The 22539-nt window shown below is 41.9% G+C and carries 25 protein-coding genes; 10 read left to right on the top strand and 15 right to left on the bottom strand.

Translation table 11 applies throughout. The features are described from left to right. Positions 1-7 precede the first annotated feature (7 nt). The 4 genes from apaG to LP316_RS04875 all read left to right on the top strand — a co-directional run bounded on the left by apaG (position 8) and on the right by LP316_RS04875 (position 4746). Complete coding sequence (gene apaG / locus LP316_RS04890) at positions 8-385, top strand: Co2+/Mg2+ efflux protein ApaG (RefSeq protein ID WP_193022961.1); 378 nt, start codon at positions 8-10, stop codon at positions 383-385. A gap of 16 nt (positions 386-401) precedes the next feature. Next, positions 402-1214 carry a symmetrical bis(5'-nucleosyl)-tetraphosphatase gene (locus tag LP316_RS04885; protein ID WP_193022960.1) on the top strand — a complete coding sequence of 271 codons (813 nt, stop codon included), beginning with the start codon at positions 402-404 and terminating at the stop codon, positions 1212-1214. A gap of 166 nt (positions 1215-1380) precedes the next feature. Then, positions 1381-3399, top strand: a complete 2019-nt coding sequence (locus LP316_RS04880; protein ID WP_193022959.1) for a methyl-accepting chemotaxis protein — start codon at positions 1381-1383, stop codon at positions 3397-3399. A 165-nt stretch (positions 3400-3564) separates the two neighbouring features. After that, positions 3565-4746 (top strand): MFS transporter, encoded by a 1182-nt coding sequence (locus LP316_RS04875; protein WP_226960804.1) that lies wholly within the window; start codon positions 3565-3567, stop codon positions 4744-4746. A gap of 194 nt (positions 4747-4940) precedes the next feature. Here the strand turns inward: LP316_RS04875 and folA are convergent, their stop codons facing one another. The 4 genes from folA to rplU form a co-directional block, all read right to left on the bottom strand. Beyond that, complete coding sequence (folA, locus tag LP316_RS04870; protein WP_193022958.1) at positions 4941-5432, bottom strand: type 3 dihydrofolate reductase; 492 nt, start codon at positions 5430-5432, stop codon at positions 4941-4943. Positions 5433-5540: 108 nt separating this feature from the next. Then, positions 5541-6698: an Obg family GTPase CgtA gene (gene cgtA / locus LP316_RS04865; RefSeq protein WP_193022957.1), complete on the bottom strand. Its 1158-nt coding sequence runs from the start codon at positions 6696-6698 to the stop codon at positions 5541-5543. 209 nt (positions 6699-6907) lie between these two features. Next, positions 6908-7165 carry a 50S ribosomal protein L27 gene (gene rpmA / locus LP316_RS04860; RefSeq protein ID WP_193022956.1) on the bottom strand — a complete coding sequence of 86 codons (258 nt, stop codon included), beginning with the start codon at positions 7163-7165 and terminating at the stop codon, positions 6908-6910. An 18-nt stretch (positions 7166-7183) separates the two neighbouring features. After that, the gene (rplU, locus tag LP316_RS04855; protein ID WP_193022955.1) at positions 7184-7495 is read right to left on the bottom strand and encodes a 50S ribosomal protein L21; all 312 of its coding nucleotides are present in this window, start codon (positions 7493-7495) and stop codon (positions 7184-7186) included. A gap of 223 nt (positions 7496-7718) precedes the next feature. Between rplU and ispB the strand changes: the two genes are divergently transcribed. Then, on the top strand, positions 7719-8690 hold the full coding sequence (gene ispB, locus LP316_RS04850) for an octaprenyl diphosphate synthase (protein ID WP_193022954.1): 972 nt from the start codon (positions 7719-7721) through the stop codon (positions 8688-8690). 66 nt (positions 8691-8756) lie between these two features. Here ispB and LP316_RS04845 read toward each other — a convergent pair whose 3' ends face one another. Continuing rightward, positions 8757-9713, bottom strand: coding sequence for a hypothetical protein (locus tag LP316_RS04845; RefSeq protein WP_193022953.1), 957 nt, complete (start codon positions 9711-9713; stop codon positions 8757-8759). Positions 9714-9833: 120 nt separating this feature from the next. Then, complete coding sequence (gene mdh, locus LP316_RS04840; protein WP_193022952.1) at positions 9834-10769, bottom strand: malate dehydrogenase; 936 nt, start codon at positions 10767-10769, stop codon at positions 9834-9836. A gap of 198 nt (positions 10770-10967) precedes the next feature. On the opposite strand from mdh, the gene argR reads away from it, so the two are divergent. After that, positions 10968-11441 carry a transcriptional regulator ArgR gene (argR, locus tag LP316_RS04835; protein ID WP_193022951.1) on the top strand — a complete coding sequence of 158 codons (474 nt, stop codon included), beginning with the start codon at positions 10968-10970 and terminating at the stop codon, positions 11439-11441. Between the two features lie 74 nt (positions 11442-11515). Here the strand turns inward: argR and LP316_RS04830 are convergent, their stop codons facing one another. From LP316_RS04830 to LP316_RS04810, 5 genes are all read right to left on the bottom strand, one after another. Beyond that, positions 11516-12436 (bottom strand): Dyp-type peroxidase, encoded by a 921-nt coding sequence (locus tag LP316_RS04830; RefSeq protein WP_193022950.1) that lies wholly within the window; start codon positions 12434-12436, stop codon positions 11516-11518. Positions 12437-12575: 139 nt separating this feature from the next. Continuing rightward, positions 12576-13820 carry an ammonium transporter gene (locus LP316_RS04825; RefSeq protein ID WP_193022949.1) on the bottom strand — a complete coding sequence of 415 codons (1245 nt, stop codon included), beginning with the start codon at positions 13818-13820 and terminating at the stop codon, positions 12576-12578. Between the two features lie 17 nt (positions 13821-13837). Beyond that, positions 13838-14176, bottom strand: a complete 339-nt coding sequence (glnK, locus tag LP316_RS04820) for a P-II family nitrogen regulator (protein ID WP_193022948.1) — start codon at positions 14174-14176, stop codon at positions 13838-13840. A gap of 236 nt (positions 14177-14412) precedes the next feature. Then, entirely contained in the window at positions 14413-15255 is an 843-nt protein-coding gene (locus tag LP316_RS04815) for an HDOD domain-containing protein (RefSeq protein ID WP_193022947.1), read from the bottom strand. A 96-nt stretch (positions 15256-15351) separates the two neighbouring features. Then, entirely contained in the window at positions 15352-16185 is an 834-nt protein-coding gene (locus LP316_RS04810; RefSeq protein ID WP_193022946.1) for a DUF2797 domain-containing protein, read from the bottom strand. A gap of 84 nt (positions 16186-16269) precedes the next feature. Here LP316_RS04810 and LP316_RS04805 point away from each other — a divergent pair, with 84 nt between their 5' ends. Then, positions 16270-16530 carry a GIY-YIG nuclease family protein gene (locus tag LP316_RS04805; RefSeq protein WP_193022945.1) on the top strand — a complete coding sequence of 87 codons (261 nt, stop codon included), beginning with the start codon at positions 16270-16272 and terminating at the stop codon, positions 16528-16530. A 93-nt stretch (positions 16531-16623) separates the two neighbouring features. Continuing rightward, positions 16624-17331 (top strand): DUF3581 family protein, encoded by a 708-nt coding sequence (locus LP316_RS04800; protein WP_193022944.1) that lies wholly within the window; start codon positions 16624-16626, stop codon positions 17329-17331. Between the two features lie 103 nt (positions 17332-17434). Here the strand turns inward: LP316_RS04800 and LP316_RS04795 are convergent, their stop codons facing one another. Continuing rightward, a complete protein-coding gene (locus LP316_RS04795; protein WP_319020974.1) occupies positions 17435-17656 on the bottom strand; it encodes a PGPGW domain-containing protein in 222 nt (73 codons plus the stop codon). A 130-nt stretch (positions 17657-17786) separates the two neighbouring features. After that, positions 17787-18311 carry a hypothetical protein gene (locus LP316_RS04790; protein ID WP_193022943.1) on the bottom strand — a complete coding sequence of 175 codons (525 nt, stop codon included), beginning with the start codon at positions 18309-18311 and terminating at the stop codon, positions 17787-17789. Positions 18312-18419: 108 nt separating this feature from the next. On the opposite strand from LP316_RS04790, the gene LP316_RS04785 reads away from it, so the two are divergent. Next, entirely contained in the window at positions 18420-19265 is an 846-nt protein-coding gene (locus LP316_RS04785; protein ID WP_193022942.1) for a DNA ligase, read from the top strand. Continuing rightward, positions 19265-19873 (top strand): LysE family translocator, encoded by a 609-nt coding sequence (locus tag LP316_RS04780; RefSeq protein ID WP_193022941.1) that lies wholly within the window; start codon positions 19265-19267, stop codon positions 19871-19873. Before LP316_RS04785 ends, LP316_RS04780 begins: the two co-directional genes overlap by 1 nt. Here LP316_RS04780 and LP316_RS04775 read toward each other — a convergent pair whose 3' ends face one another. Then, positions 19874-20770, bottom strand: a complete 897-nt coding sequence (locus LP316_RS04775; protein WP_193022940.1) for a class I SAM-dependent methyltransferase — start codon at positions 20768-20770, stop codon at positions 19874-19876. Between the two features lie 85 nt (positions 20771-20855). Further along, positions 20856-22280, bottom strand: coding sequence for a sodium-dependent transporter (locus LP316_RS04770; protein ID WP_193022939.1), 1425 nt, complete (start codon positions 22278-22280; stop codon positions 20856-20858). Positions 22281-22539: the final 259 nt, after the last annotated feature.

Raw genomic sequence — 22539 nt, 5'->3', positions numbered from 1 at the left:
GCTCGAGATGGAAACAACCCAATCAATTAGTGTTCAGGTAGAGACGCGTTTTATGCCTGAACAATCGTTGATTGATGATCAACGCTATATGTTTACCTACACCATCACCATAACCAATAATGGCGAGCAAAGCGCGCAATTGCTCTCACGCTCGTGGTTAATTACCGACTCGATTGGTGAAACCAGCACCGTTGAGGGCGATGGCGTGGTCGGTCAACAACCTATCTTACAACCCCAACAAACATACACCTACACTAGTGGCTGTATTTTAAAAAGCCCGATGGGCACCATGGAAGGCTTTTATATTTTTGTCCAACAAGATGGTAAACAGGTTAAGGCGCCCATTAAGGTCTTTACCTTGGCAATGCCAAACATTATCAACTAACGAGGTTTAACGATTTATGGCGTTGTATCTCGTGGGTGACATTCAAGGTTGTTACAGTGAACTGCAAAGCTTGCTCGAACGGGTTGAGTTTGACCCTAAAAAAGATCAACTTTGGGCCGCTGGTGATTTAGTCGCAAGAGGTAGTAACTCTTTAGCAACTATTGTGTTTTTACAAAGCTTAGGCACGAGTTTTAACACCGTACTCGGTAATCATGATCTACATTTAATGGCGATTTATCACGGCCTTAAAAAGGCCAAGAAATCTGATAACCTCGATAGCTTACTCACCAGTAAACACATTGGTAATATCATTGAATGGCTGGCTCAATTTCCACTGCTTCTGCCTTTACCTGACGGCAAATCCTATCTCAGCCACGCAGGTATCTCACCACAATGGACGCTCGAAGAAGCCTTAGCCAACGCCGCTTTTGCTGAGAAAAAGATTCGCGGTAAGTCTCGCATAAAATGGCTTGAGCGCATGTATGGCAATGCGCCGAACAATTGGTGTGACGTGAAAACCAAAACCGACCGTTTCCGCTACACCATCAATGCCTATACGCGTATGCGATTTTGTTATGCTGATGGTAGTTTAGAGTTTGCTTGTAAATCATCCCCCAAAGACGCACCAAAAAATGTTCAGCCTTGGTTTAATCTGATGACAAAAGAACAAGCGTCATATTATTGGTATTTTGGTCACTGGGCAGCGTTAATGGGAAAAACTAACAACCCCCATATTATCGCCCTTGATACAGGTTGTGTTTGGGGAAACTATCTAACGATGCTCAATTACGACGATAAAACCCTATTCACTGAAAATTCACACATTTAAAACAATTGACGCTTTTACACATTCTTTTTGTAACTAAAGGTGTAAAAGTTACAGCACTTGTTATAATCTGCAAAAAGCTCTAAATTTTTTCTCTTTCTAACCGATAAGGTAATTTAGAGAAAAACAATATCCTTCACTGAGTTAGCATTTAAAATTGGTGGTATCTATGAAATTAACCGTAGCGCAGAAAATAATTGGTGGTTTTACCATTTTATCTCTCCTACTCATCATCACAAGTTCAATGTCGATCATGAATTTAAATACGATTAGTGACTCGACCAAACAACAAAACGAGCTTGCCACGCCAACATTGAAAGGAAGTAATCAATTAGCAACGGCAATTGCCCAAATGGGTAATGTGACGCTTAAAGCGTTTTACCAAAGTGAACTTGAAGCATTAAACGCGAATAAAGCAGAGTTTGATGAAATTGAAGTAGAATTCACCCAGACTCTCAAAAGCTTAAAGGCAACAGTTGCTAAAGAGCCTAAACTCGTGACCAGCGTAAAAGCTGCCGAAGAGGCATTTAAAGCAATACAAACAACTAGTGACAAAGTATTTAACTCGCGCTCGGAAAATATCAGATTAACCGCCCAACTAACCGACCAAGTTGACATTCTTGAAGAAAGAGCAGACGATGCGGCAACAATCTTATTAGATTTAGCCGATCACGAATTAGCTGACACCGCCTTAGCACCATCGATTGCGGCTGGTGAGGCATTAGAGTCAAGGCTAAATGCGATTGTTGCCTCTGCTTACGAATATCGCGATACCAAGTCAGCACAAACGGTTGAGTTTCTAGACCGTGAGTTCACGAGTTCTCGTAATGAGGTACTAGACCAAACACGTTATATTAGTGATAACTTAATAGCAGCAGGTGTTGACGATATTGCCGAGGAGCTCAATGATTTGGTTAATGAAATCGCTGAGTTAATCGGTCAATCAGACGCTATTAGTGCGGTAAAAAATGGTCAATTGGCGACGCAAGCCGATGCCGTAGCACAGTTGAAAGAATCTGAAGTACTAATCGCTAAAGCCAACGAGATTCTCGAGGCCCAAGTCGAACTCGCTAACAAAACCGCATCAAACGCAGCCAAACGCGTTGAAAAAGCCGTTAGCTCTGGCTCTATGCAGTCAATTGGTATTATGCTGGTATCGCTCGCTTTAGCCGTGGTCATTTCATTCTTTACCTTGATCAGTATTACTCGTCCACTACGTCAAGTAAACGATATCTTACAAGTGGTTGCCTCAGGTGACTTATCACGTAAGCTCGATGATAGCGGCAAGGATGAGTTTGCGACTTTAGCCCGCAACTGTAACTTGCTCATAGATAGCCTACGCACACTCATTCAAGGTATTGTGAGTCGTTCGACACAATTAGCCGCCGCGGCAGAGCAAACGTCAGCGGTAACGGCACAAAGCACAACCGCGATTGAAGAGCAGCGCAATCAAGTTGAACAAGCCGCTTCAGCAACAACGGAAATGAGCTCAACCTCTCAAAGCGTATTATCAAGTGCTAACGATGCCCTAGGTGAAATTAAGCAAGCTGATGATGAAGCTGAGCGCGTTAAAGGTATTTCTGATAAAAACCGTGAAACGATTGAAGCACTTGCCGCTGAAGTTGAATCTGCATCTCAAGTTATCAACAAATTACAACAAGACAGCGCGTCAATTGGCGGTATCTTAGATGTTATTCGCGGTATTGCTGAGCAAACTAACTTACTTGCACTTAACGCGGCGATCGAAGCAGCTCGTGCAGGTGAACAGGGTCGCGGATTCGCGGTTGTAGCAGACGAAGTGCGCACGCTCGCAAGCCGTACCCAAGAGTCGACTCAAGAAATTCAAAACATGATTGAAGCGCTACAAACCGGTGCCGAAAAAGCAGTATCTGTGATGGAAACAGGTAAAGCCCAAGCAGTTAACTGTGTTGAGCAATCAGAAATGGCTGACAAAGCGCTTGAAACGATTACTCATGCCGTTCACGAAGCCTACGACCGCTCAAGTCAAATTGCGACAGCGGCAGAAGAACAAAGCGTTGTTGCTCACGAGATTAGCGAGAACCTTGAATCGATTGTAGCTATTGCCGAACAAACCACGGCAGGCTCTCAGCAAACCGCTGCCTCAAGTTCAGAAGTTGCCCGCTTAGCTGAGGAGTTACAACAGTCGGTACAAGAATTTAAGTTGTAAGGCTAGAAGGCGATAATGCTTTATGGCTGTAATGCTAGAAAGCGATAAGGCGCTAGGGCTGTATGACTAGAAGGCGTTAAAGCGTTAAAGCGTTAAAGCGTTAAAGCGCATAGATTACAAAAAAGGTTGGGGAATCCAGCCTTTTTTATTTTTAGGTATTTGATAATGAAATTAGCGAACAAGTATAACCAACCAGAAGTACTACTAATGGCTATGGCCTTTACTATGCCTTTAGTCTTTTCGGTTTGGATGGTGTTACTCAATAACTTTGTTATTGAGCGTGCAAGCTTTACGGGTAAAGAAATCGGTATATTACAGAGTATTCGAGAGATTCCTGGCTTCTTGGCATTTACTGCTGTTTATCTACTTTTGTTTATCAAAGAGCAAAAGCTCGCTATTTTGTCACTTGCAGTTACAGCGCTAGGCGTTGCGCTAACAGGCTATTTTCCAACAACTTATGGGCTCTATTTAACCACACTACTGATGTCGACTGGCTTTCACTATTTTGAAACCGTCAACCAATCACTTACCTTACAGTGGATTGATAAAGATAAAACTGCTCATTTTATGGGGCGATTATTATCAGCAAAATCTGTCGGCTCATTACTTGCCTATGGCAGTGTTTGGTTATTGATGGAGTATGCTGGCTGGGATTATCAAGCAACTTATGCTTTATTTGGTTTTTTTGCGTTGATTATGGCACTGCTGATGTACTTTGCCTTCGATCAATTTGAACAGCCACATAGCCAAGACAAAAAGCTAATTCTGCGAAAAGATTACTGGTTGTTCTATGCCTTAACGTTTTTCAGTGGGGCGCGTCGACAAATATTCGTCGTGTTTGCCGGCTTTTTAATGGTTGAGAAATTCAATTATAGTGTCGCTGAAATTAGTGCACTGTTTTTAATCAACTACGTGTTTAACTGGCTGTTTGCCGCACGAATAGGCAAGGTTATAGGCAAAGTTGGCGAGCGCAATGTCCTCATTTTTGAATACGTTGGCCTGATGATTTTATTTATCGCTTATGGTTTAGTAGATAGCGGGATGGCCGCAGCCGTGCTGTATGTCGTTGATCACCTATTTTTCGCATTAGCGATTGCGATTAAAACCTATTTCCAAAAAATTGCCCGACCGGAAGATATTGCGGCAACCGCTGGCGTGAGCTTTTCAATCAACCATATTGCTGCCGTTGTGATCCCTGCTATTTTAGGTGCTGTTTGGATAGTTGACAGCTCGTTAGTATTTTATGTTGGTGCTGGCTTTGCCGCCTGCTCACTGATCTTATCAACCATGATCCCACATAGTCCTGAACAAGGCCATGAATGGCGCTTTAAAAAGAAAATGGCATAACCTTAAGTTATGCCACTCTTTTACCAATTGAAATAAATATTTGACCGACACTGAGCTACGTCAGGGAAGTTAGAATAAAAGAAATTTATGCAGGTGTAGTCATTCTCGGCTTTGTCTCCTGAGTCGCTCTACCTCCTGCATCCATGCAGTCGTACATCAAGTAAATTTGTGAAATTATCACTTTTCTGACGAGCTCAGCGACGCTGATAAACATTAAATCGAAGCATATACGCGTTCTTTTCATCTGGCTGTCGTGTTTCAGAGCTTAGTAGCTGCCAATCGTTGACTAAATCGTACTCGGGAAACTGGGTATCACCATCAATGTTGGCGTCAATATGAGTGATGTATAATTTGTCTGCTTTAGGCATGCAGTGCTGATAAATTGCGCCACCACCGATCACCATAATTTCTTCAACACCACTAGCCAACGCGAGCGCTTGATCTACACTTTGTACAACATCCACACCGTTTATGGTTAGCGTAGGATCACGGGAAATAACAATGTTTTGCCGCCCAGGTAGTGCGCGCCCAATGGAATCATAGGTTTTTCTGCCCATGATCACGGGTTTGCCCAGTGTCGTTTTCTTAAAGTAGGCTAAATCGGCCGGCAAATGCCAAGGCATATCGTTATCTTTACCAATAATGCGATTATCAGCATGGGCAACAATCATTGATAATGTCGTCATCTTTAAAGCTCTTTATTTGAAATTGTTAGGCATAGTAACAGAAGCACTATAAATCAAAAAGGCGCAATAACCTAAGTCATTGCGCCTCGGAATTAAACTTTTCTTGGGCTATTTACGATACTCTACTTCGACATCGTAGTCGTCTTCATCCCAATCCTCGTCGTCGAGGTCGTCGTCATAATCTGCGATTGTTTCTTCGTGATAAGTATCCCACTTAAACTCAACAGACTCCTCTTCTTGCTCTTCTTCGAGCTCGTTAGGTAGCGTCTCTATAAAGTTCATCAAGTCAGAAACTAATTCATCCGTGCCAATTTTGCTAAACGCTGAAATACAGTGTACTTCACCATCCCAATTAAGTTCATTAACAATGCGCTCCTTGACCTCTTGTGCTTCATCTTCGAGCATTAAATCAAGCTTGTTAAGTACTAACCAACGCGGTTTTGCCGCAAGTTTTGGAGAGTGCTCTTCTAACTCATTGATAATGGTTTTAGCATTCTCGACCGGATCACTACCGTCAATGGGCATCACGTCAATCACGTGTAGTAAAATTCGGCAGCGCTCTAAGTGACGCAAGAACTTAGTCCCTAAACCTGCACCGTCAGCGGCACCTTCAATTAAACCTGGAATATCCGCAATAACAAAGCTGCGCTGAGAGTCTAAACGGACAACACCTAAGTTAGGCACTAAGGTAGTGAACGGGTAGTCAGCAACTTTCGGTTTAGCAGCAGATACGCTGCGAATTAAGGTGGATTTACCGGCATTAGGTAAACCTAACAAGCCAACATCGGCAAGTAATAATAACTCTAAGCGCAAGTTGCGAATTTCACCGGGTGTGCCTTTTGTACATTGACGAGGCGCTCGGTTAGTTGAGCTTTTAAAACGGGTATTACCCAAGCCGTGCCAACCACCTTTGGCGACCATAAGCGTTTGTTTGTGTTTAGTTAAATCGCCAATTTGTTCGCCAGTATCAACGTCAATTGCACGTGTACCAACAGGCACTTTTAAGTAAAGTGCGCTAGCGCTTTTACCTGTCATATCTCGGCTACCGCCATTCTCACCGCGTTTTGCACGATGAAAGCGTTCAAATCGATAATCGATAAGGGTATTCAAGCCTTCATCAGCAATTAAGTAAACGTCACCACCATCGCCGCCGTCACCGCCGTTTGGACCACCAAACTCGATATATTTTTCACGACGAAAACTTACGATACCGTTACCGCCATCACCAGCTTCTACTCTGATTTCAACTTCATCAACAAACTTCATGGTCTTTTAAGACACTCCAAACTTAACGCATCTACCTATTATAAATGATCTTAATGATTTCGTTAAAAAGATCTTTGTAGGCATTTGTTTTGATATCAATTGTATTGATTCTAATGTCGGTAGAATTAAGACAATTGATATCGACTTTACTTTTTGTAGGTAAAAAAAAACCCCGCTCAACCGCGGGGTTTTTCAATTAGTGTCGAAACTTATTCAGCTACGATACTAACGAATTTACGGTTCTTAGGACCTTTTACTTCAAACTGAACTTTACCGTCAGCTAAAGCAAATAATGTGTGGTCTTTACCGATACCCATGTTAGTACCAGCGTGGAATTTAGTACCACGTTGACGAACGATGATGTTACCTGCTAATACAGACTCACCACCAAAACGCTTAACACCTAAGCGCTTACTTTCTGAATCACGACCGTTTTTGGTACTACCTGCTGCCTTCTTATGTGCCATCTTTAAATGCTCCTAAAATTAGCCGTTAATACCAGTAATCTTCACTTCAGTGAACCATTGGCGATGGCCCGCTTGTTTGCGTGAATGCTTACGACGTTTGAATTTAACGATTTTAACTTTGTCTGCACGACCTTGAGCAACAACTTCAGCTGTTACTTTACCGCCAGCAATGTAAGGCGCGCCTACATTGATGTTCTCGCCGTCAGCGATCATTAAAACGTTATCGAAATCTACTGATGAACCAACTTCAAGTTCTAACTTTTCTAAGCGAACAACTTGGCCTTCAGTCACACGGTGCTGTTTACCACCACTTTGGAATACCGCGTACATAGCTACTCCGTACTGCGTCTTTCTTGTACAAATAAGACGCTTTAAATTTAAAAATATAGGGCGCGAATTCTACGCGAAGGATTCAATGATCGCAAGTATAAATCTCATGTTTTCTGTATTTTTTTTATCAGGTGATTTGAACGGTTCTTTTAGTTGATTTTTCGTGTAAACTTGGCCGATATAATCTGCTCAACTTTGCTGTTTTAAAGCGCGATCACCTGGAATGGAAATTAAACAAATACAAGCACTTGCCCAAGATGACATGTCAAGTGTTAACGATCTCATTTACCAACAACTTCAATCTGATGTTGCCTTAATTAACCAATTGGGAATTTATATTGTTAATTCAGGTGGCAAGCGTATGCGTCCAATGTTGTCTGTTTTGGCTGCACGTGCACTCGAATACCAAGGAAAGGATCATATTTCGATCGCCGCGATCATTGAATTTATTCACACCGCCACCTTGTTACACGATGACGTGGTTGATGAATCTATGATGCGCCGAGGTAAAGAAACCGCTAATGCCTTATTTGGCAATAGCGCCAGTGTACTGGTTGGCGACTTCCTTTATACCCGTTCATTTCAGATGATGGTTGGCCTTGATAACATGAAGATCATGAAGATCCTTTCAGATGCCACTAATATCGTTGCAGAAGGTGAAGTATTACAATTAATGAACTGTAACGATCCTTCTACTACTGAAGCCAGTTACATGGAAGTGATTTATTGCAAAACGGCCAAGTTATTTGAAGCTGCCACCCGATTAGCAGCGGTTGTTTCGAATCAAAGCGAAGCTGTCGAAAATGCTATGGCTGATTACGGTAAACATTTAGGCACCGCTTTTCAATTAGTTGACGACATTATGGATTACACCGCAGACGCCAAAGAAATGGGTAAAAATGTTGGTGATGATTTAGCCGAAGGCAAACCGACATTACCCCTGTTATACGCCATGGCAAATGGTAATGCACAACAAAAGCAACTCATTGCCGATGCCATCGAACATTGCACAGGCATGGACCATTTAGATGAAATTTTAGCTGCCATGGCTGAAACAGGTTCATTAGCCTATACCCAAAAGCAAGCAGAAATAGAAGCTGATAGAGCGATTAAAGCCCTTGATATTTTGCCTGACTCTGAGCACAAACAAGCCTTAATCGCGTTAGCGCATATCGCAGCAAACCGCTCAGCTTAAATAGAGATTAATAAACAAGGGGCATTGATTTGATGCCCCTTATGAGTCTATTTCAGCTGTTAACCTCTACATCTTAACCATCATTTTCAAGCTAACAAGTTGCATTTCAAGCTGTTGATCAAGGTAGCTTTGATAGCTCGCCTGTTGGTGCGCCGATAAAATATTGGCAGATTGCTCAAGTGTCGCCTGTTGCTTTTCTAGAAGCATCATCCGAGCCTCTTCGATATTACCTTCTTTGACGAGTGCCATCATGGTTTTGTTATCTTGAAAGGTGTCAGACTTTCTTACTTGGCTGACCGAATCAATCATCATTGAGATTTGCGCTTTGGAAAGCGACTGGTCAGCCGGCATCTGTGCGTTAAGCATCATCATTTCTTGTCTAACGGGTAACGTTTCTTCATATTGAGTTAACACACTCATGCCATCGGTGCCGATTAACGCTTCGACGTTTTGCTTATATTCATCACTTGATTGATACTCTTCAATGTTCTCAAGAGCTTCTCCACGGTTATATGCGAATGCCATCGCAAATTGAGTCGCTTCAAATTTGTCTTCAACGAGTAGATCGAGTAGTAATTTACGCTGCTCATCATCTAATTGTAACTGCTCAAATAATTCGTCATAAAGCGGCGGTAACTGGTTTTTCAATTGATACTTAATTTGTTGCTTCATGTAGTCTGATTGCATCACCTCTTTTACTTCATCAGACGCCGCAAGTTCGGCTACCGAGCTATTATCGGCGTCTTGGTACTCTGATGAATCCGTTAACCCTGTCGCACTATCAGGTTCAACTGTTGATGATGAATTGTCATGAGTTGCATGAGTATTTTGCTGAGTTAACGCCGTTGCCAAATTGTGGCCAGATGTTTGCCCTGGACCTTCGTTGGTCACTTGTTGATTGAGTTGCGCATTGAGCGATGCATTTTTTTCATAGAGCTCGGCAATCTTGTTGCCTTGCTGATAATTGCTATAGCCAAGCAATACCACAATCGCCGCCAAAATAAAGTTTATGTACTTTGCCATCTTAGTCCCTTAATGTTTCACACCTCTGGCTAGATTAGCACTTAATTGACAAGCAGTCTAAGGCTGACAATCAGGCATAAAAAAAGCCGCTATTGCGGCTTTTTCATCGACTTGGCAAGATTAGCCGTTGATAAAATCAACGCCTTCTTGGATGTCTTTGTTTAATGTAGCAAGCATGTCTTCTTTCGCTTTTTGCTCAAACGCGCTTAACTCACCGTAAGATAAGATTTCTTCAACGCCGTTTTTACCTAAACGCACTGGGTGAGCGAAGTACTCAGCATCGCCATTTTCAACAGCTACGTATGCGTAATCAACAACGTCTTCACCTTGTAAGCCTTTGATTAAAGACATAGTGAAACGTGCAGCAGCAGCACCCATTGATAAAGTAGCAGAACCGCCACCAGCTTTTGCATTTACAACTTCAGTACCCGCATTTTGGATACGCGGGGTTAATGCAGCAACTTCTTCTTCTGTAAACTCAACACCTTCAACTTGTGAAAGAAGAGGTAAAATCGTAGTACCTGAGTGACCACCAATAACAGGAACTTTAACTGATGCTACGTCAACACCTTTTAATTCAGCAATGAAAGCTTCAGAGCGGATAACGTCAAGTGTTGTTACACCAAATACGCGGTTCGCTTCGTATGTACCTGCTTTTTTGAATACTTCAGCCACGATTGGTACAGTGCCGTTTACTGGGTTAGTGATAACACCAACTAACGCTTTAGGACAGTTAGCTACAATGCCTTCAGCTAATGTTTTAATGATACCAGCGTTAACATTGAATAAGTCAGCGCGATCCATACCAGGCTTACGCGGCATACCAGCAGGGATAATTACAATGTCAGCGCCGTCTAGTGCAGGCGCTAAATCGTCAGCACCGTAACCTTTCACGTTAACCGCCGTTGGGATGTGGCTTAAATCTACTGCTACACCAGGAACTACAGGAGCAACGTCATATAACGCTAAGTCTGAGCCAGCTGGTAATTGAGTTTTTAATAGTAAAGATAACGCTTGGCCGATACCGCCAGCTGCGCCTAAAACAGCTACTTTCATTGGGACTCTCCAAAATTTGAGTATTTACGTAAAATTTTCGTGCACAAAAGATATAGTATATACCACGAAAAAACAATCAATAATGCGCTTTATGAAAGTCGTTTGTTTGTTTACAACATGGCTTTTACTGGCAAAAGATACCGTAATATGGCTAAATACCCCATAAGACTTTGGTATGACAAAACACAGAAAAAAATCATGACAGTTCAACAAAAACAAGAAGCCTTAGTGCAAGCATTTAAAGAGTTATTAAAGCAGGAGCAGTTTGGCTCTCAAAGCGATATTGTCGATGCGTTAAAGTCACAGGGCTTTGATAATATCAGCCAATCAAAAGTGTCTAGGATGTTAAGTAAGTTTGGTGCGGTGCGCACACGTAACGCACGCCAAGAAATGGTTTATTGTTTACCTGCTGAACTCGGTGTACCTACGGCAAAAAGCCCGCTAAAACAATTAGTGCTCGATATTGAACACAACAACGTTATGATCATTATTCGCACAAGCCCTGGCGCAGCACAATTAATTGCAAGATTATTAGACAGCTTGAGTAAACGTGATGGTGTACTAGGTACTATAGCCGGTGATGATACGATTTTTATCGCACCTACCGATGTCAGTGAGATTTCAAATACCATCACTAAATTAGAAGAGTTATTCTCTAAAAACTTATCTTAGATAAAAATCATCTGACTTAACGACCCAATTTCAGTCGTTAAGTCAGGTTATTCTTTAAGAGATACAGACAGATTTTAAGCCAGTGATTTTAAAAAGTTCAAACTAGGCGCAAAAAAAGCACAGCCAGTTTCTGCTTGCGTAAATTGCAATAAGTGATCGAAGTGCCCTTCCCCATCACAGTGAACCATTTTTTCTAACATCAGTTTAAAGTGGTTTGGGTTATTGCAATAAGAAACAAAGAACAAGCCTTGGACCTTCATATCACCATAAGGCATGCTTTGACGCAATATTTCCATGCTTTTGCCCTCGTCATCTTTAAGGTTGACGCGTTTGATATGGGCACAAGGATGAATTTCATCTGCCGTGTGTTCAATGTTATCCATTTTGGTTCGACCAATGACATCTTCTTGCTCTTTCGTCTCAATGGTTTGCCATAGTTTCATATTATGACGATAGCGCTGAATATGCAGATAGCTGCCGCCGGCAAATGTTTCATCTTGCTCATTACTCACCAGAGCAACCTCGCGACGATGGAAGCCTTTAGGGTTTTCAGTGCCGTCAACAAAGCCAGTTAAATCACGACCATCGAGAAATCTAAAGCCACGAACTTGTTCAATCAACTCAACACTTGAACCAAGGAGTTCGCACACTTTACTACTGACAATATGATTGACATCGGCGCGATCACTGCGAATCTCAATATATAAGTCAAAACTGGTTGACGGCGCAATGCGATCTTCGTTGTCCATACTAGGAAAGCTAGTCAATTGATTTGGCCTCGCCTCTGGGTGTAATTCATCCCAATAACCAGAACCAATAGCGATTACGCCAGTTAAATTAGCCTCGGAAAAACGGTCGGCATAATTGTCGAATAACTCAGGCATCCGGCTAAGCGCTTGTCTCAAGTAGGCGTTATCATCGTCGACAACATTAAATAGTAAATAATAGCCATGTAAACTTGGCTCCGCACAAATTCCAAATTGCTCTCTTGCCATGCTCTAAACCTAAATTAAGACAATCCAATAACGAGTTATTTTACACATATTTAGTTTCTTGACACTAGCGGTGTTGATTTTTTCCTCGAGTAGTAACAAAAAAAGCGACCTAAGTCGCTTTTTATTAAAGAGTTGGTAATTAACTGTTAACCGATACGAACTCTGGGTAAGCTTCAATACCACAGTCTGACTTATCAACACCGTTGTATTCATCTTCATCGCTAACGCGAATCCCCATAGTTTTCTTCAAGATAGTCCAAACGACTAAGCTTGCGACAAATACCCAACCGAAGATAACTAATGCGCCGTATAATTGGCTACCAAAACTAGCGTCTGCATTGCTAAATGGTACGATCATCACACCGAAGAAACCTACAACACCGTGAACAGAAATAGCACCTACTGGATCGTCAATCTTCACTTTGTCAAAGCCAACAATAGAGAATACAACTAATACACCAGCTAATGCGCCAATTAATGAGGCAAATAATGGTGATGGTGAAAGTGGGTCTGCAGTAATCGCAACCAAGCCCGCTAAAGCACCGTTTAAGATCATGGTTAAGTCAGCTTTACCCCAAACCGCTTTGTTTAGTAATAATGCTGCTACTGCACCTGCTGCTGCCGCTGCATTTGTGTTTAAGAAAATTTTACCAACAGCAGTAGCGTTTTCAGCGTCAGACACCATTAACTGAGAGCCACCGTTAAAGCCGAACCAACCCATCCATAAAATGAATGTACCTAAAGTTGCCAATGGCATATTTGATCCAGGAATTGGGAACACTTGACCGTTTGCACCGTATTTACCTTTACGAGCACCTAGTAGCAATACACCAGCTAGTGCTGCAGCGGCACCCGCCATGTGCACAATACCAGAACCGGCAAAGTCACTAAAACCAGCTTCTGAAAGGAAACCGCCACCCCAAGTCCAGTAGCCTTCTAACGGGTAAATAAAACCAGTTAATACGACAGTAAATACTAAGAATGCCCATAACTTCATGCGCTCAGCTACGGCGCCAGAAACAATTGACATAGCAGTTGCAACGAATACTACTTGGAAGAAGAAATCTGATTCTAGTGAGTGATCTGCATCTGCTGCCTGCGTGCCGATTAACGCACCAAGGCTAGGAATAATACCGCCTTCTGCGTTATCTACGTACATGATGTTGTAACCAACAAGTAAGAACATGACACAAGCAATTGAGTATAAACAAATATTTTTAGTTAATATTTCTGTGGTGTTCTTAGAGCGCACTAAGCCTGCTTCTAACATGGCAAAACCTGCTGCCATCCACATAACAAGTGCACCCGAAATTAAAAAGTAAAACGTATCTAGGGCGAAACGAAGCTCCGTCACCGTGGTTGATACTGTTGCTAACTCTTCCATCATTAATCCCCTTATTGTTATATAGCTTGTGTATCTAATTCGCCGGTGCGAATTCGTACTGCTTGTTGAAGGTCGTAGACGAAAATTTTACCATCGCCAATTTTACCTGTGTAAGCAGCTTTACTGATTGCTTCAACTAAGCGCTCTACCACATCTTCATTCACCGCTACTTCAAGTTTAACTTTTGGTAAAAAGTCAACTTGGTACTCGGCACCACGATATAGTTCGGTATGACCTTTTTGACGTCCGAAACCTTTAACTTCGCTAACCGTTAAACCTTCTACGCCAACCTCTGAAATGGCTTCTCTTACATCATCAAGCTTAAATGGCTTTATGATCGCACTGACAAGTTTCATGTTATTTCCCCTACAAGTGTTTTTTTATATCCTGTTACAAACCCTGTGCCAGATATTAAAAACATTTAAAAACAATAAGTTAAACAAACAAAACAATATAAAACCACTGACTACGCACCATGTTGGTGCTATCAAAAAGCCTGGTTGCACAAACTTTAGGCATAAAAAAGGCAGCTACATGCTGCCTTAACTAGAAAAAAATTTATTTCAATTGGGGTAACCCGAACCGGGGTTTATTAGTAAATCATTGCTGCACCCGGGTTGAGTATCGCTAATACATCAAAACGCTCCAAATCACATACTTTCAGCGCTTCATCAAACGCCGATTTATCTAACCCCATCGCTTCGTATAACTCTTCGTTGACGACTTCTTGGTAAAACATGTTGGGGAAATATGTGTTTTTGGCCATCACGCGCTTAGCAACATACAACAAGTTAACATCATTAATACTGTAATCGTCTTTGTGCTGATCTTGCTTCTTAATAGGCTCTATTAAACTGATTGGCAACTGCCAACACTGTAGTAGATGAGCGGTGCACTCACCAAACGTAAAGTTAAGTGTTTCTTGCTCTCGTAGCCAAGGGTATATTTGCAAATCTTCATAAATATCAACAATCTTTTCAGGGGATATTTGCTTAACCACCAACTCACCTAAGTTGTGTAGTAACCCCAATATGAATAAACGCTCGCCTCGAGGAACATTAAGCTGTAATGCTAATTGTTTAATGATTAAAGCGCAGTCGACACTTTTTTCCCAAAACTGGGTCAGATATTCAGCATCTGCATCAATTTTTTCAAACGCTTTAGCCGTAAAGTGAGCGATCACTAAGTTGTACACTTCTGTGATACCTAGCACTAAAACAGCTTTAGATATGGTATCGATTTTACCTGGATAATTAAAAAATGAACTGTTGGCAAGCTTTAACACAGTTGCCGATAATGCAGGGTCAAGGAGTATGACATCAGCAATATCATCGATTGTCGACGACTCATCATCTATCAGATCTTTAATTCTGATAAAGGAATCAGACAATACAAAGATTTCGCTTGCTTGTTCCGCATATGCCTTTGCATCCATTAAACATACCCCTAAAAGTCTACGTGTTTAATCATTTAGATAGAAACCAAATCAATAACTTGGTTAATCAACAGTTTTAAGTATAGCTATTATCAATCAGTCTTCAATCACTTCTGCACTTACGTGATAAGAAGTAAACTTCCGCATATTAATAACGCCCGTATCAAAAATCAGGTATTGTCCTTTAATACCCTGCAAAATCCCTTTAACCGTTGGGGTTTTATCAAAATTGAATGAGTTAATTTTGTTTAAATACTGCTCGACAGGAAAAGATAAACTGATCGGTTGTTCATCGAGTAATTCAATCGCATCCGCTCCAAATCTGCGGCGTAAAGCTTCGATAGCCTCGTTAATCAGTGGTAATAACTCTTTTGCTTTGGCTTTTAAATCAACTTCCTCACCGTCACCTTTGAGCATAGCACGCCAATTAGTTTTGTCAGCGATATGCTTGGCTAGCTCAACTTCGACCAATCCCGATTGCAGGCGAGTATGTACCGCGAATAACGGCAGCGCCTGAGTCGCGCCCTGATCAATCCAGCGCGTCGGAATTTGCGTATGTCGAGTAATGCCAACTTTTAAACCTGAGGTATTCGCTAAATAAACATAATGTTTTATCATGCAGTTGGCCTCACCCCACTGTGGCTCACGACAAGTTCCCTGATCAAAATGACACGTTTCTGGCTTCATAATACACATGTCACACTTTGCCAGTTTTTGCATACAGGGAAAGCAGAAACCCTGTGAGTAACTTTTACGTGTAGCCTTACCACAGTGATTACAGGTTATTTTGTTGTGAAAAGTAAGCGTTAAAGGCTTGCCAATAAGCTCATTTAAAGAGAGCAACTGATCACCGATAGGCAATTGATACTGCACACCTCCTTGGTTATCAAGGTGGGAAGTCATTTTTGCGATTGGGCCTGGTCCTATCATATTGTATGTTTAGTTAGTCTTTGATTATGTGGTATTTTAGGAAATATTCATCTGCTAAGCTAGCCTGTAAACACATTCACTGCTATGAAAATTTCACAACCAACTTGGTTCGTTTATTTTGTTCGATGCGCCGACAACTCCCTATACGGCGGTATTACTACTGATTTAACTCGGCGATTAAAAGAGCACAATGGCGATAATAAAAAAGGCGCAAAATACACCCGTGCACGACGCCCGGTAAAACTCGTTTTTAGTGAAAGCCACCCCGATAAATCTAGTGCAGCAAAACGTGAGTATGCGATTAAACAACTTACCAAACAGGCCAAAGAAGCCCTGATAAAATAAGATTAATATTACTGGTCGGCTTTGTTTTCTATTCGCTATAGAAAAGATTACTGATAAAATTTTCCGCCGTTTTAGTTGTATAACCAAAGTTTCATGTTAATTAGCCAGTTTTACACACAAGTAAATGATCAAGTCGTTTTTTCTCGCGAGCAAGCTAGCCGTTTCGCCAAAGAAGTAGCCGACGATTTTAACCCAATTCACAACACCGACGCTAAGCGCTTTTGTGTACCTGGTGACCTACTATTTGCCATCACGCTTGCAAAAGCGGGACTGTATCAACAAATGGAATTTACCTTTAGCGGTATGGTAACAGATAATATCGCGCTTAATTTCCCGAAAGAAATCAACCAAGCAGCGTGTGTTACAGACGATAAAGATAAAGAATACCTGCAGATAAAAGCTGATGGTGATAAAACAACTGACCAAGCGTTTATCGATCAGTTAACGAAAGCCTATGTTGAATTTTCTGGTCACACTTTCCCACATATCTTGGTCAAGTTAATGCAACAACACCAAGTGATGATCAACCCATCGCGCCCTATGGTTATGTATGAACGCATGACATTAGCGCTAGATAGTTTCGAAGGCGACAACATTGAGTTGGTAACAGATCAGAATACACTGACAATTGATGGCAAGCGCGGTAGCGCCTGTCTGGCCTTTGATTTAACGGCTAACGGCAAAGTCATTGGCCACGGTAAAAAATACATGATGTTAAGTGGCTTGCGCCCATACTGTGATGACACGATTGGCGCCGTTGTTGACGAATATAAAACCATCAAACAAGCCTACCAAAAGTAACTAGAAGCGCTAAATCAAAGATGCCGTAGCAACAAAAATACGGCATCATTAGTAACGCTTTTTCATCAATGTAATAATCGAGGCGATGTAGACGCCCGCTGTCTCAACGCCTTCTTAATTGCCCAATCCAAGCATCCAACTTCACAGCTGACGCTCTCATTAAACGCTGTGTTTTTTTGAGCCATATTTTCGCCCATGGGTACTCCAAGCTAAGCAAAGCTAATCCGACAGGTAAAAAGAGAAAAGCAGGCCCCGGTAGCAAAATAAATATCGCACCGATTAAGGTTAGTGTACTACCAATTAACGTAACAGCCATTTTTTTCATTATATAATCCTTAGCTAAGATGGTGTTAATAATCAGCCAAAGTTGCAACCTTTGCGCCATAACAAAAAAGGCTATTTTTCAATTACTTGTATAAAGACCAACTGTTATACATTGATAAAACCACCGATTATTAGTGATTTTCATCATATTGTTGGCTAAAGATTGCTTGCTGCTCTCTCGCGTGCTCAATACAGTAGGCAAACACCTGCATGGATGTTGGCTGAATACATTTTTTCGGTTTTTGGTAATGATCTAACCACGCTTGTTGCTTGGCACCACTAAAAGCACCGCGTAATTTCAAGCTTTGGTTGCGATGAAATACCGGTGGTGGAGTTATTTGAGATTTAGCAGCGCGCTTTGACTTGCTGACTTTACGCTGCTGATGGTTATTAGCCGCTGATTTTCGCTTTTTAGTGGCTTTTTTGCTTGCAGGCTTTGCGCCACTTTGTTGGCATTGCCACCACTTTTGCCAAGCACTTCGCTCTCTAGCGCGGAGCTTTTCAACTGACTGCCCCTTACCACCTTGACGCAATTTATATTGGATCGCTTGATGCTTAGCTTTTGCCTGTTGGCAATGTGTTTTGGCTTCGAGTGAATAGCTTGTAAAGGTAAAACCTACAATAACCACAACCGCACTTATCCAATGCTTTTCCATGTTCTCACCTTCTTCCTTGAAGTTTTCGATATTCGCAATTTTGTAATTTTGCCACTACAGTAAGTAGTGCTATGTTATAGGCTTAGATGAAGAACAAGGAATGTTCAAATGAAAAAACAAATAAATCTATGGGTAATTGCCCTATTATTGCTGATCACAACCCTCAGCCACGCCAATCAGCTACCAGCGCTTCAACATGCCAGTGCCTTAACCACGCCACCACAAGATATCAGTCGCTATTATGTCAGTGAAAAACTCGACGGTGTCCGAGGCTATTGGAATGGCTACAGCCTGCAAACTCGTCAAGGACATCAAATACAAACACCTAAAAACTACACTCAAGGTTGGCCGCCAATCGCTCTAGATGGCGAGCTTTGGCTCGGACGCAATCAGTTTGATTTCACCAGTGGCTGTATTCGAAGTTCCGCTATCAAGCCATGCTGGCAAAACATCCGTTTTTACTTATTTGATTTACCTGAGCACGGCGGTGAGTTTAGCGAGCGGGTTAACGCTATGCGTCAGCTTTGTCGGCAGCTACAGCACACCACCATCCGGTGTGTGAAACAATTTAAGGTAGCCAATCAACAGGCATTGATTAGCGCTTTTAATCAAGTTATTGAACAACAGGGTGAAGGGCTAATGCTCCACCTTGAATCAGCGAAATACCAAGCTAAGCGGGTCGATCACTTACTCAAATTAAAGCCTTTCGATACCGAAACTGCGATGGTTGTTGAACATCTGCCGGGCAATGGCAAATTCCAAGGCATGCTAGGCGCTTTAAAAGTCCAAGACGCAAGCGGTAAAATATTTAAAATCGGCAGCGGTTTTTCCAATGACGAGCGCCGCTCACCACCGCCCATCGGTAGCCAGATTATTTACAAATACTTTGGTAAAACGTCACGAGATATGCCAAGATTTGCCAGTTTTATAAAAGTAATTGAGAGCGAAAAATAATGGAATTTCACTTGTGGCTATCATTAGTTGTTGTCTGTTTGTTAGGTGCGTTATCGCCTGGGCCAAGCTTGGCATTGGTCATCAAAAACACCATTGCTGGTGGTGCCAAACAAGGTTACGCAACAGCGATTAGCCACGGTTTAGGTGTTGCTATTTATGCTGCGGCTTGTATCGCCGGCTTAGGCTTGTTAATCGTCAATTTGCCAGTACTATTTTCAATCTTGCAATATGGCGGTGCAGCGTTTCTCGTTTATTTAGGTGTTAAGGCGCTACTTGCCAGTAAACGGGTAGTAAAAGACGAGGCAATTGATCAAAACCTTGAGGTGAACGGTTGGCGAGATGGTTTTTTAATCGCCTTTTTAAACCCCAAGCTAGCGATATTTTTTATCGCCTTATTTAGCCAGTTTATCGATGCTAACGCCAGTATTGAGCAAAAAATTATCATGACGAGTACCGTAGGGCTAATCGACGCGACTTGGTATTGTTTAGTTACATTCGCCCTTACCCGTGGCAACATCATTACCACGTTAAAAAACAACAGCCATATTGTCGATAAAGTCACCGGTGCTGTGCTGATCACTCTAGCGGCTCGCGTGGTACTTCAGTAACTACACTGAACTCGGTTTAAATTTATAGTGTAAAACTTTCAAGCCTTTGCCCTGATGTGCTTCTTTAAACACCTCAGGGTTATCTAGCTGTTCGATAAATTGACAATCCGAGCAATGCTCCGCAACTTGTGCTTTTAAAAACGCTTCGTCGAGATCGGGAGAGTTTAAACACAGCAATAAATCTGCACCTGACGCCATAAAATCAGGTAATCGACGAATAATTTTACCGTAGTCGCGTTGAATATTAACACTGCCCTTTTGAAACGACGGCGGATCACACACCAAAATATCAAACGGCCCGAGCTTTTTTAACCGACCAAAGGATTTAAAAATATCAATACCTTGGAACTTAACCTTAGTTAAATCTTGCTGATTGAGCTTGTGATTCTCGCGGCCAACAGCCAGTGACGCCTTACTTAAATCGACGTTTACCACCTCGCTTGCACCACCTTGAATAGCCGCAACAGAAAACGCACAGGTATAAGAAAACAAGTTCAGTACTTTTTTATGTCGAGCGTGTTGCGCGAGCCAATCGCGACCATTAACCATATCCAAAAACAGACCATGGTTTTGCGAACGGCCAAAGCGAACTTGATATTTTCGAGTGTGCTCTTGCACAACAGTTTCAGTTATATCTTCACCTAGCAACACCTTGCGTGGTGCCATAGGACGACAGCGATATTGAACCTGAACCGACTGGCAGCCACTGAGGTTGGTCATCAGATAGTGAGCTATCGGCATCAAGAAGCTAGCATCTTCTTCCTTGTACAAGGTAATCAAGGCAACGGGGGCGAACCAATCAACATTAACATGTTCGTAGCCTTGATAAGCATGCCCTCGACCGTGAAACAGGCGTTGCGTTTGCGATAAGTCGTGCCAGCGGATAAATTCAATCATTATAATACGTACACCAAGAAAAAAGCCGCGCAATCATAACATTGCACGGCTTTAAATTCAGTTAGAACTTATATCAATCAAGCGACTAGAAGCCAAATAAGCTAGTGCCAAAGAACTTAACAGCGACTGTGTTGAGGAAAATACCAAGTAAAATAACTGGAATAAACGTACTCAAAGCAAAATTAATGTATTTTTCACCTAATGAGCCACGGTAATCTTGGCACCCTTCGGCTAATTCTTCACTCAACTTCGCTTTCTTCCAGCGGTAACTTACAAACAAACACACGAGTAAACCGTTAAGTGGTAAAATTGTGTCGTAGAAGATGTCGTAAATCACATCAAAGAGTGATTTAGGGCCATTAGCGTATGTCGTAAATTCAGTAAAGAACGCTACCATACCAAATGATACGGTTGCACATAGCGTTAACAAACCAGCCGTTGCAAGTAAAACAACTAGCGATTTTTTACGGCTAAAATTCTTCTCTGTTACCATGTAAGACACAGGTACTTCGATAATCGACACGAGTGATGTGATCGCAGCGAAAAATACCAGTAAGAAAAACGCGCCAGCAACAATACTAGCCCCGACATAACCGATAGAAACTTGTAACGCTAAGAAAATTTTCGGTAAGAAAGTAAAGATTAAACTTACTGAACTATCACTCAATTCTGCAGGATTTACGTCTGGATTAAATGAGAATACAGCTGGTAGGATCATTAAACCCGCAGTAAAAGCAACTGCTGTATCAGTAATCGCGACAAGTTTTGCCGAGCCAACAATATCGGTACGTCTATCAATGTATGAGCCATAGGTAATTAAGATACCCATGCCAAGTGATAACGAGAAAAAAGCTTGTGACAAGGCACCATTAACAACTGACGGTGTGATCTTATCAAACTCAGGGACAATAAAGAATTCAACACCAGCCATGGCGTTATCTTGAAATAAAACAAAAATAACCAAGGCTACCAACATCATAAATAAAGAAGGCATCAGTATTTTTGCGGCCTTCTCAATACCGTCTTTTACCCCAGCTAATAAAATAAAGTTTACAATACCAGCGACAACAGCTAAGGCTAAAAAGACCCAGCCACTATTAATAAATGCACCAAATGAGGCTGGATTAGCCAGATATTCTAGATCGCCGCCGATGATCATGACCAAGTAACCAAATAGCCACACGGTTATCACCATGTAAAACACCCCGATCATAAACGGCGTGATCACACCTAGCAAACCGGCAAAGGTCCAAAGCTTGCTCTCGCCTCCTAGTGATTTAAAGGCACCAACGGGCTCTTTTTGCGACTTACGGCCCATCGCCATTTCAGCCATCATCACGGGTAAGCAGATTAAGAAGACAAAAATCGCGTAGATTAGCAAGAATGCGCCGCCGCCATTTTTTGCCGCGTTGACGGGAAAACCAACCAGATTACCGATACCAACTGCTGAGCCCGCAGCAGCTAAAATAAAGCCTATACGCGAGCTAAAATGTTCTCTGTTTGCGCTCATAGATTTCCTTCATTGTAATAATTATTTTTGAGTCTGGCATGTTGAGCTTTCAAGATTATTGTTTTTGTAAGGTTCGACACGCTCATTTATCGTTTTGAGGTCAATGATGCTAGCAAGGATTTAAAGCGCTGTCTGCCCCCGAGCTGTATAGTTTCTAGCCAAACTGTATAGAATTCGGTGCAACTACACGAGTAACCGGGATAACCACCTTGAAATTAAAGAAGTTTTTACTCAAAAAAGAAATATTTGCTTAACAAAA

The sequence above is a fragment of the Thalassotalea sp. LPB0316 genome (genome assembly GCF_014898095.1).
In the GTDB taxonomy this organism is placed as follows: Bacteria; Pseudomonadota; Gammaproteobacteria; order Enterobacterales; family Alteromonadaceae; genus Thalassotalea_G.
This window is presented reverse-complemented; position numbering and strand designations above follow the sequence as displayed.

Bases quoted from the DNA above. Each gene is read 5' to 3' on its own strand.
- LP316_RS04880 (WP_193022959.1), top strand. From the start codon at position 1,381: ATGAAATTAACCGTAGCGCAGAAAATAATTGGTGGTTTTACCATTTTA.
- LP316_RS04800 (WP_193022944.1), top strand. From the start codon at position 16,624: ATGTTAATTAGCCAGTTTTACACACAAGTAAATGATCAAGTCGTTTTT.
- glnK (WP_193022948.1), bottom strand. From the start codon at position 14,176: ATGAAACTTGTCAGTGCGATCATAAAGCCATTTAAGCTTGATGATGTA.
- cgtA (WP_193022957.1), bottom strand. From the start codon at position 6,698: ATGAAGTTTGTTGATGAAGTTGAAATCAGAGTAGAAGCTGGTGATGGC.
- LP316_RS04780 (WP_193022941.1), top strand. From the start codon at position 19,265: ATGGAATTTCACTTGTGGCTATCATTAGTTGTTGTCTGTTTGTTAGGT.
- LP316_RS04825 (WP_193022949.1), bottom strand. From the start codon at position 13,820: ATGGAAGAGTTAGCAACAGTATCAACCACGGTGACGGAGCTTCGTTTC.
- argR (WP_193022951.1), top strand. From the start codon at position 10,968: ATGACAGTTCAACAAAAACAAGAAGCCTTAGTGCAAGCATTTAAAGAG.
- LP316_RS04770 (WP_193022939.1), bottom strand. From the start codon at position 22,280: ATGAGCGCAAACAGAGAACATTTTAGCTCGCGTATAGGCTTTATTTTA.
- LP316_RS04775 (WP_193022940.1), bottom strand. From the start codon at position 20,770: ATGATTGAATTTATCCGCTGGCACGACTTATCGCAAACGCAACGCCTG.
- LP316_RS04845 (WP_193022953.1), bottom strand. From the start codon at position 9,713: ATGGCAAAGTACATAAACTTTATTTTGGCGGCGATTGTGGTATTGCTT.
- rpmA (WP_193022956.1), bottom strand. From the start codon at position 7,165: ATGGCACATAAGAAGGCAGCAGGTAGTACCAAAAACGGTCGTGATTCA.
- LP316_RS04875 (WP_226960804.1), top strand. From the start codon at position 3,565: ATGAAATTAGCGAACAAGTATAACCAACCAGAAGTACTACTAATGGCT.
- apaG (WP_193022961.1), top strand. From the start codon at position 8: ATGGAAACAACCCAATCAATTAGTGTTCAGGTAGAGACGCGTTTTATG.
- LP316_RS04805 (WP_193022945.1), top strand. From the start codon at position 16,270: ATGAAAATTTCACAACCAACTTGGTTCGTTTATTTTGTTCGATGCGCC.
- folA (WP_193022958.1), bottom strand. From the start codon at position 5,432: ATGACGACATTATCAATGATTGTTGCCCATGCTGATAATCGCATTATT.
- ispB (WP_193022954.1), top strand. From the start codon at position 7,719: ATGGAAATTAAACAAATACAAGCACTTGCCCAAGATGACATGTCAAGT.
- LP316_RS04830 (WP_193022950.1), bottom strand. From the start codon at position 12,436: ATGGCAAGAGAGCAATTTGGAATTTGTGCGGAGCCAAGTTTACATGGC.
- LP316_RS04790 (WP_193022943.1), bottom strand. From the start codon at position 18,311: ATGGAAAAGCATTGGATAAGTGCGGTTGTGGTTATTGTAGGTTTTACC.
- LP316_RS04795 (WP_319020974.1), bottom strand. From the start codon at position 17,656: ATGAAAAAAATGGCTGTTACGTTAATTGGTAGTACACTAACCTTAATC.
- mdh (WP_193022952.1), bottom strand. From the start codon at position 10,769: ATGAAAGTAGCTGTTTTAGGCGCAGCTGGCGGTATCGGCCAAGCGTTA.
- rplU (WP_193022955.1), bottom strand. From the start codon at position 7,495: ATGTACGCGGTATTCCAAAGTGGTGGTAAACAGCACCGTGTGACTGAA.
- LP316_RS04885 (WP_193022960.1), top strand. From the start codon at position 402: ATGGCGTTGTATCTCGTGGGTGACATTCAAGGTTGTTACAGTGAACTG.
- LP316_RS04810 (WP_193022946.1), bottom strand. From the start codon at position 16,185: ATGATAGGACCAGGCCCAATCGCAAAAATGACTTCCCACCTTGATAAC.
- LP316_RS04785 (WP_193022942.1), top strand. From the start codon at position 18,420: ATGAAAAAACAAATAAATCTATGGGTAATTGCCCTATTATTGCTGATC.
- LP316_RS04815 (WP_193022947.1), bottom strand. From the start codon at position 15,255: ATGGATGCAAAGGCATATGCGGAACAAGCAAGCGAAATCTTTGTATTG.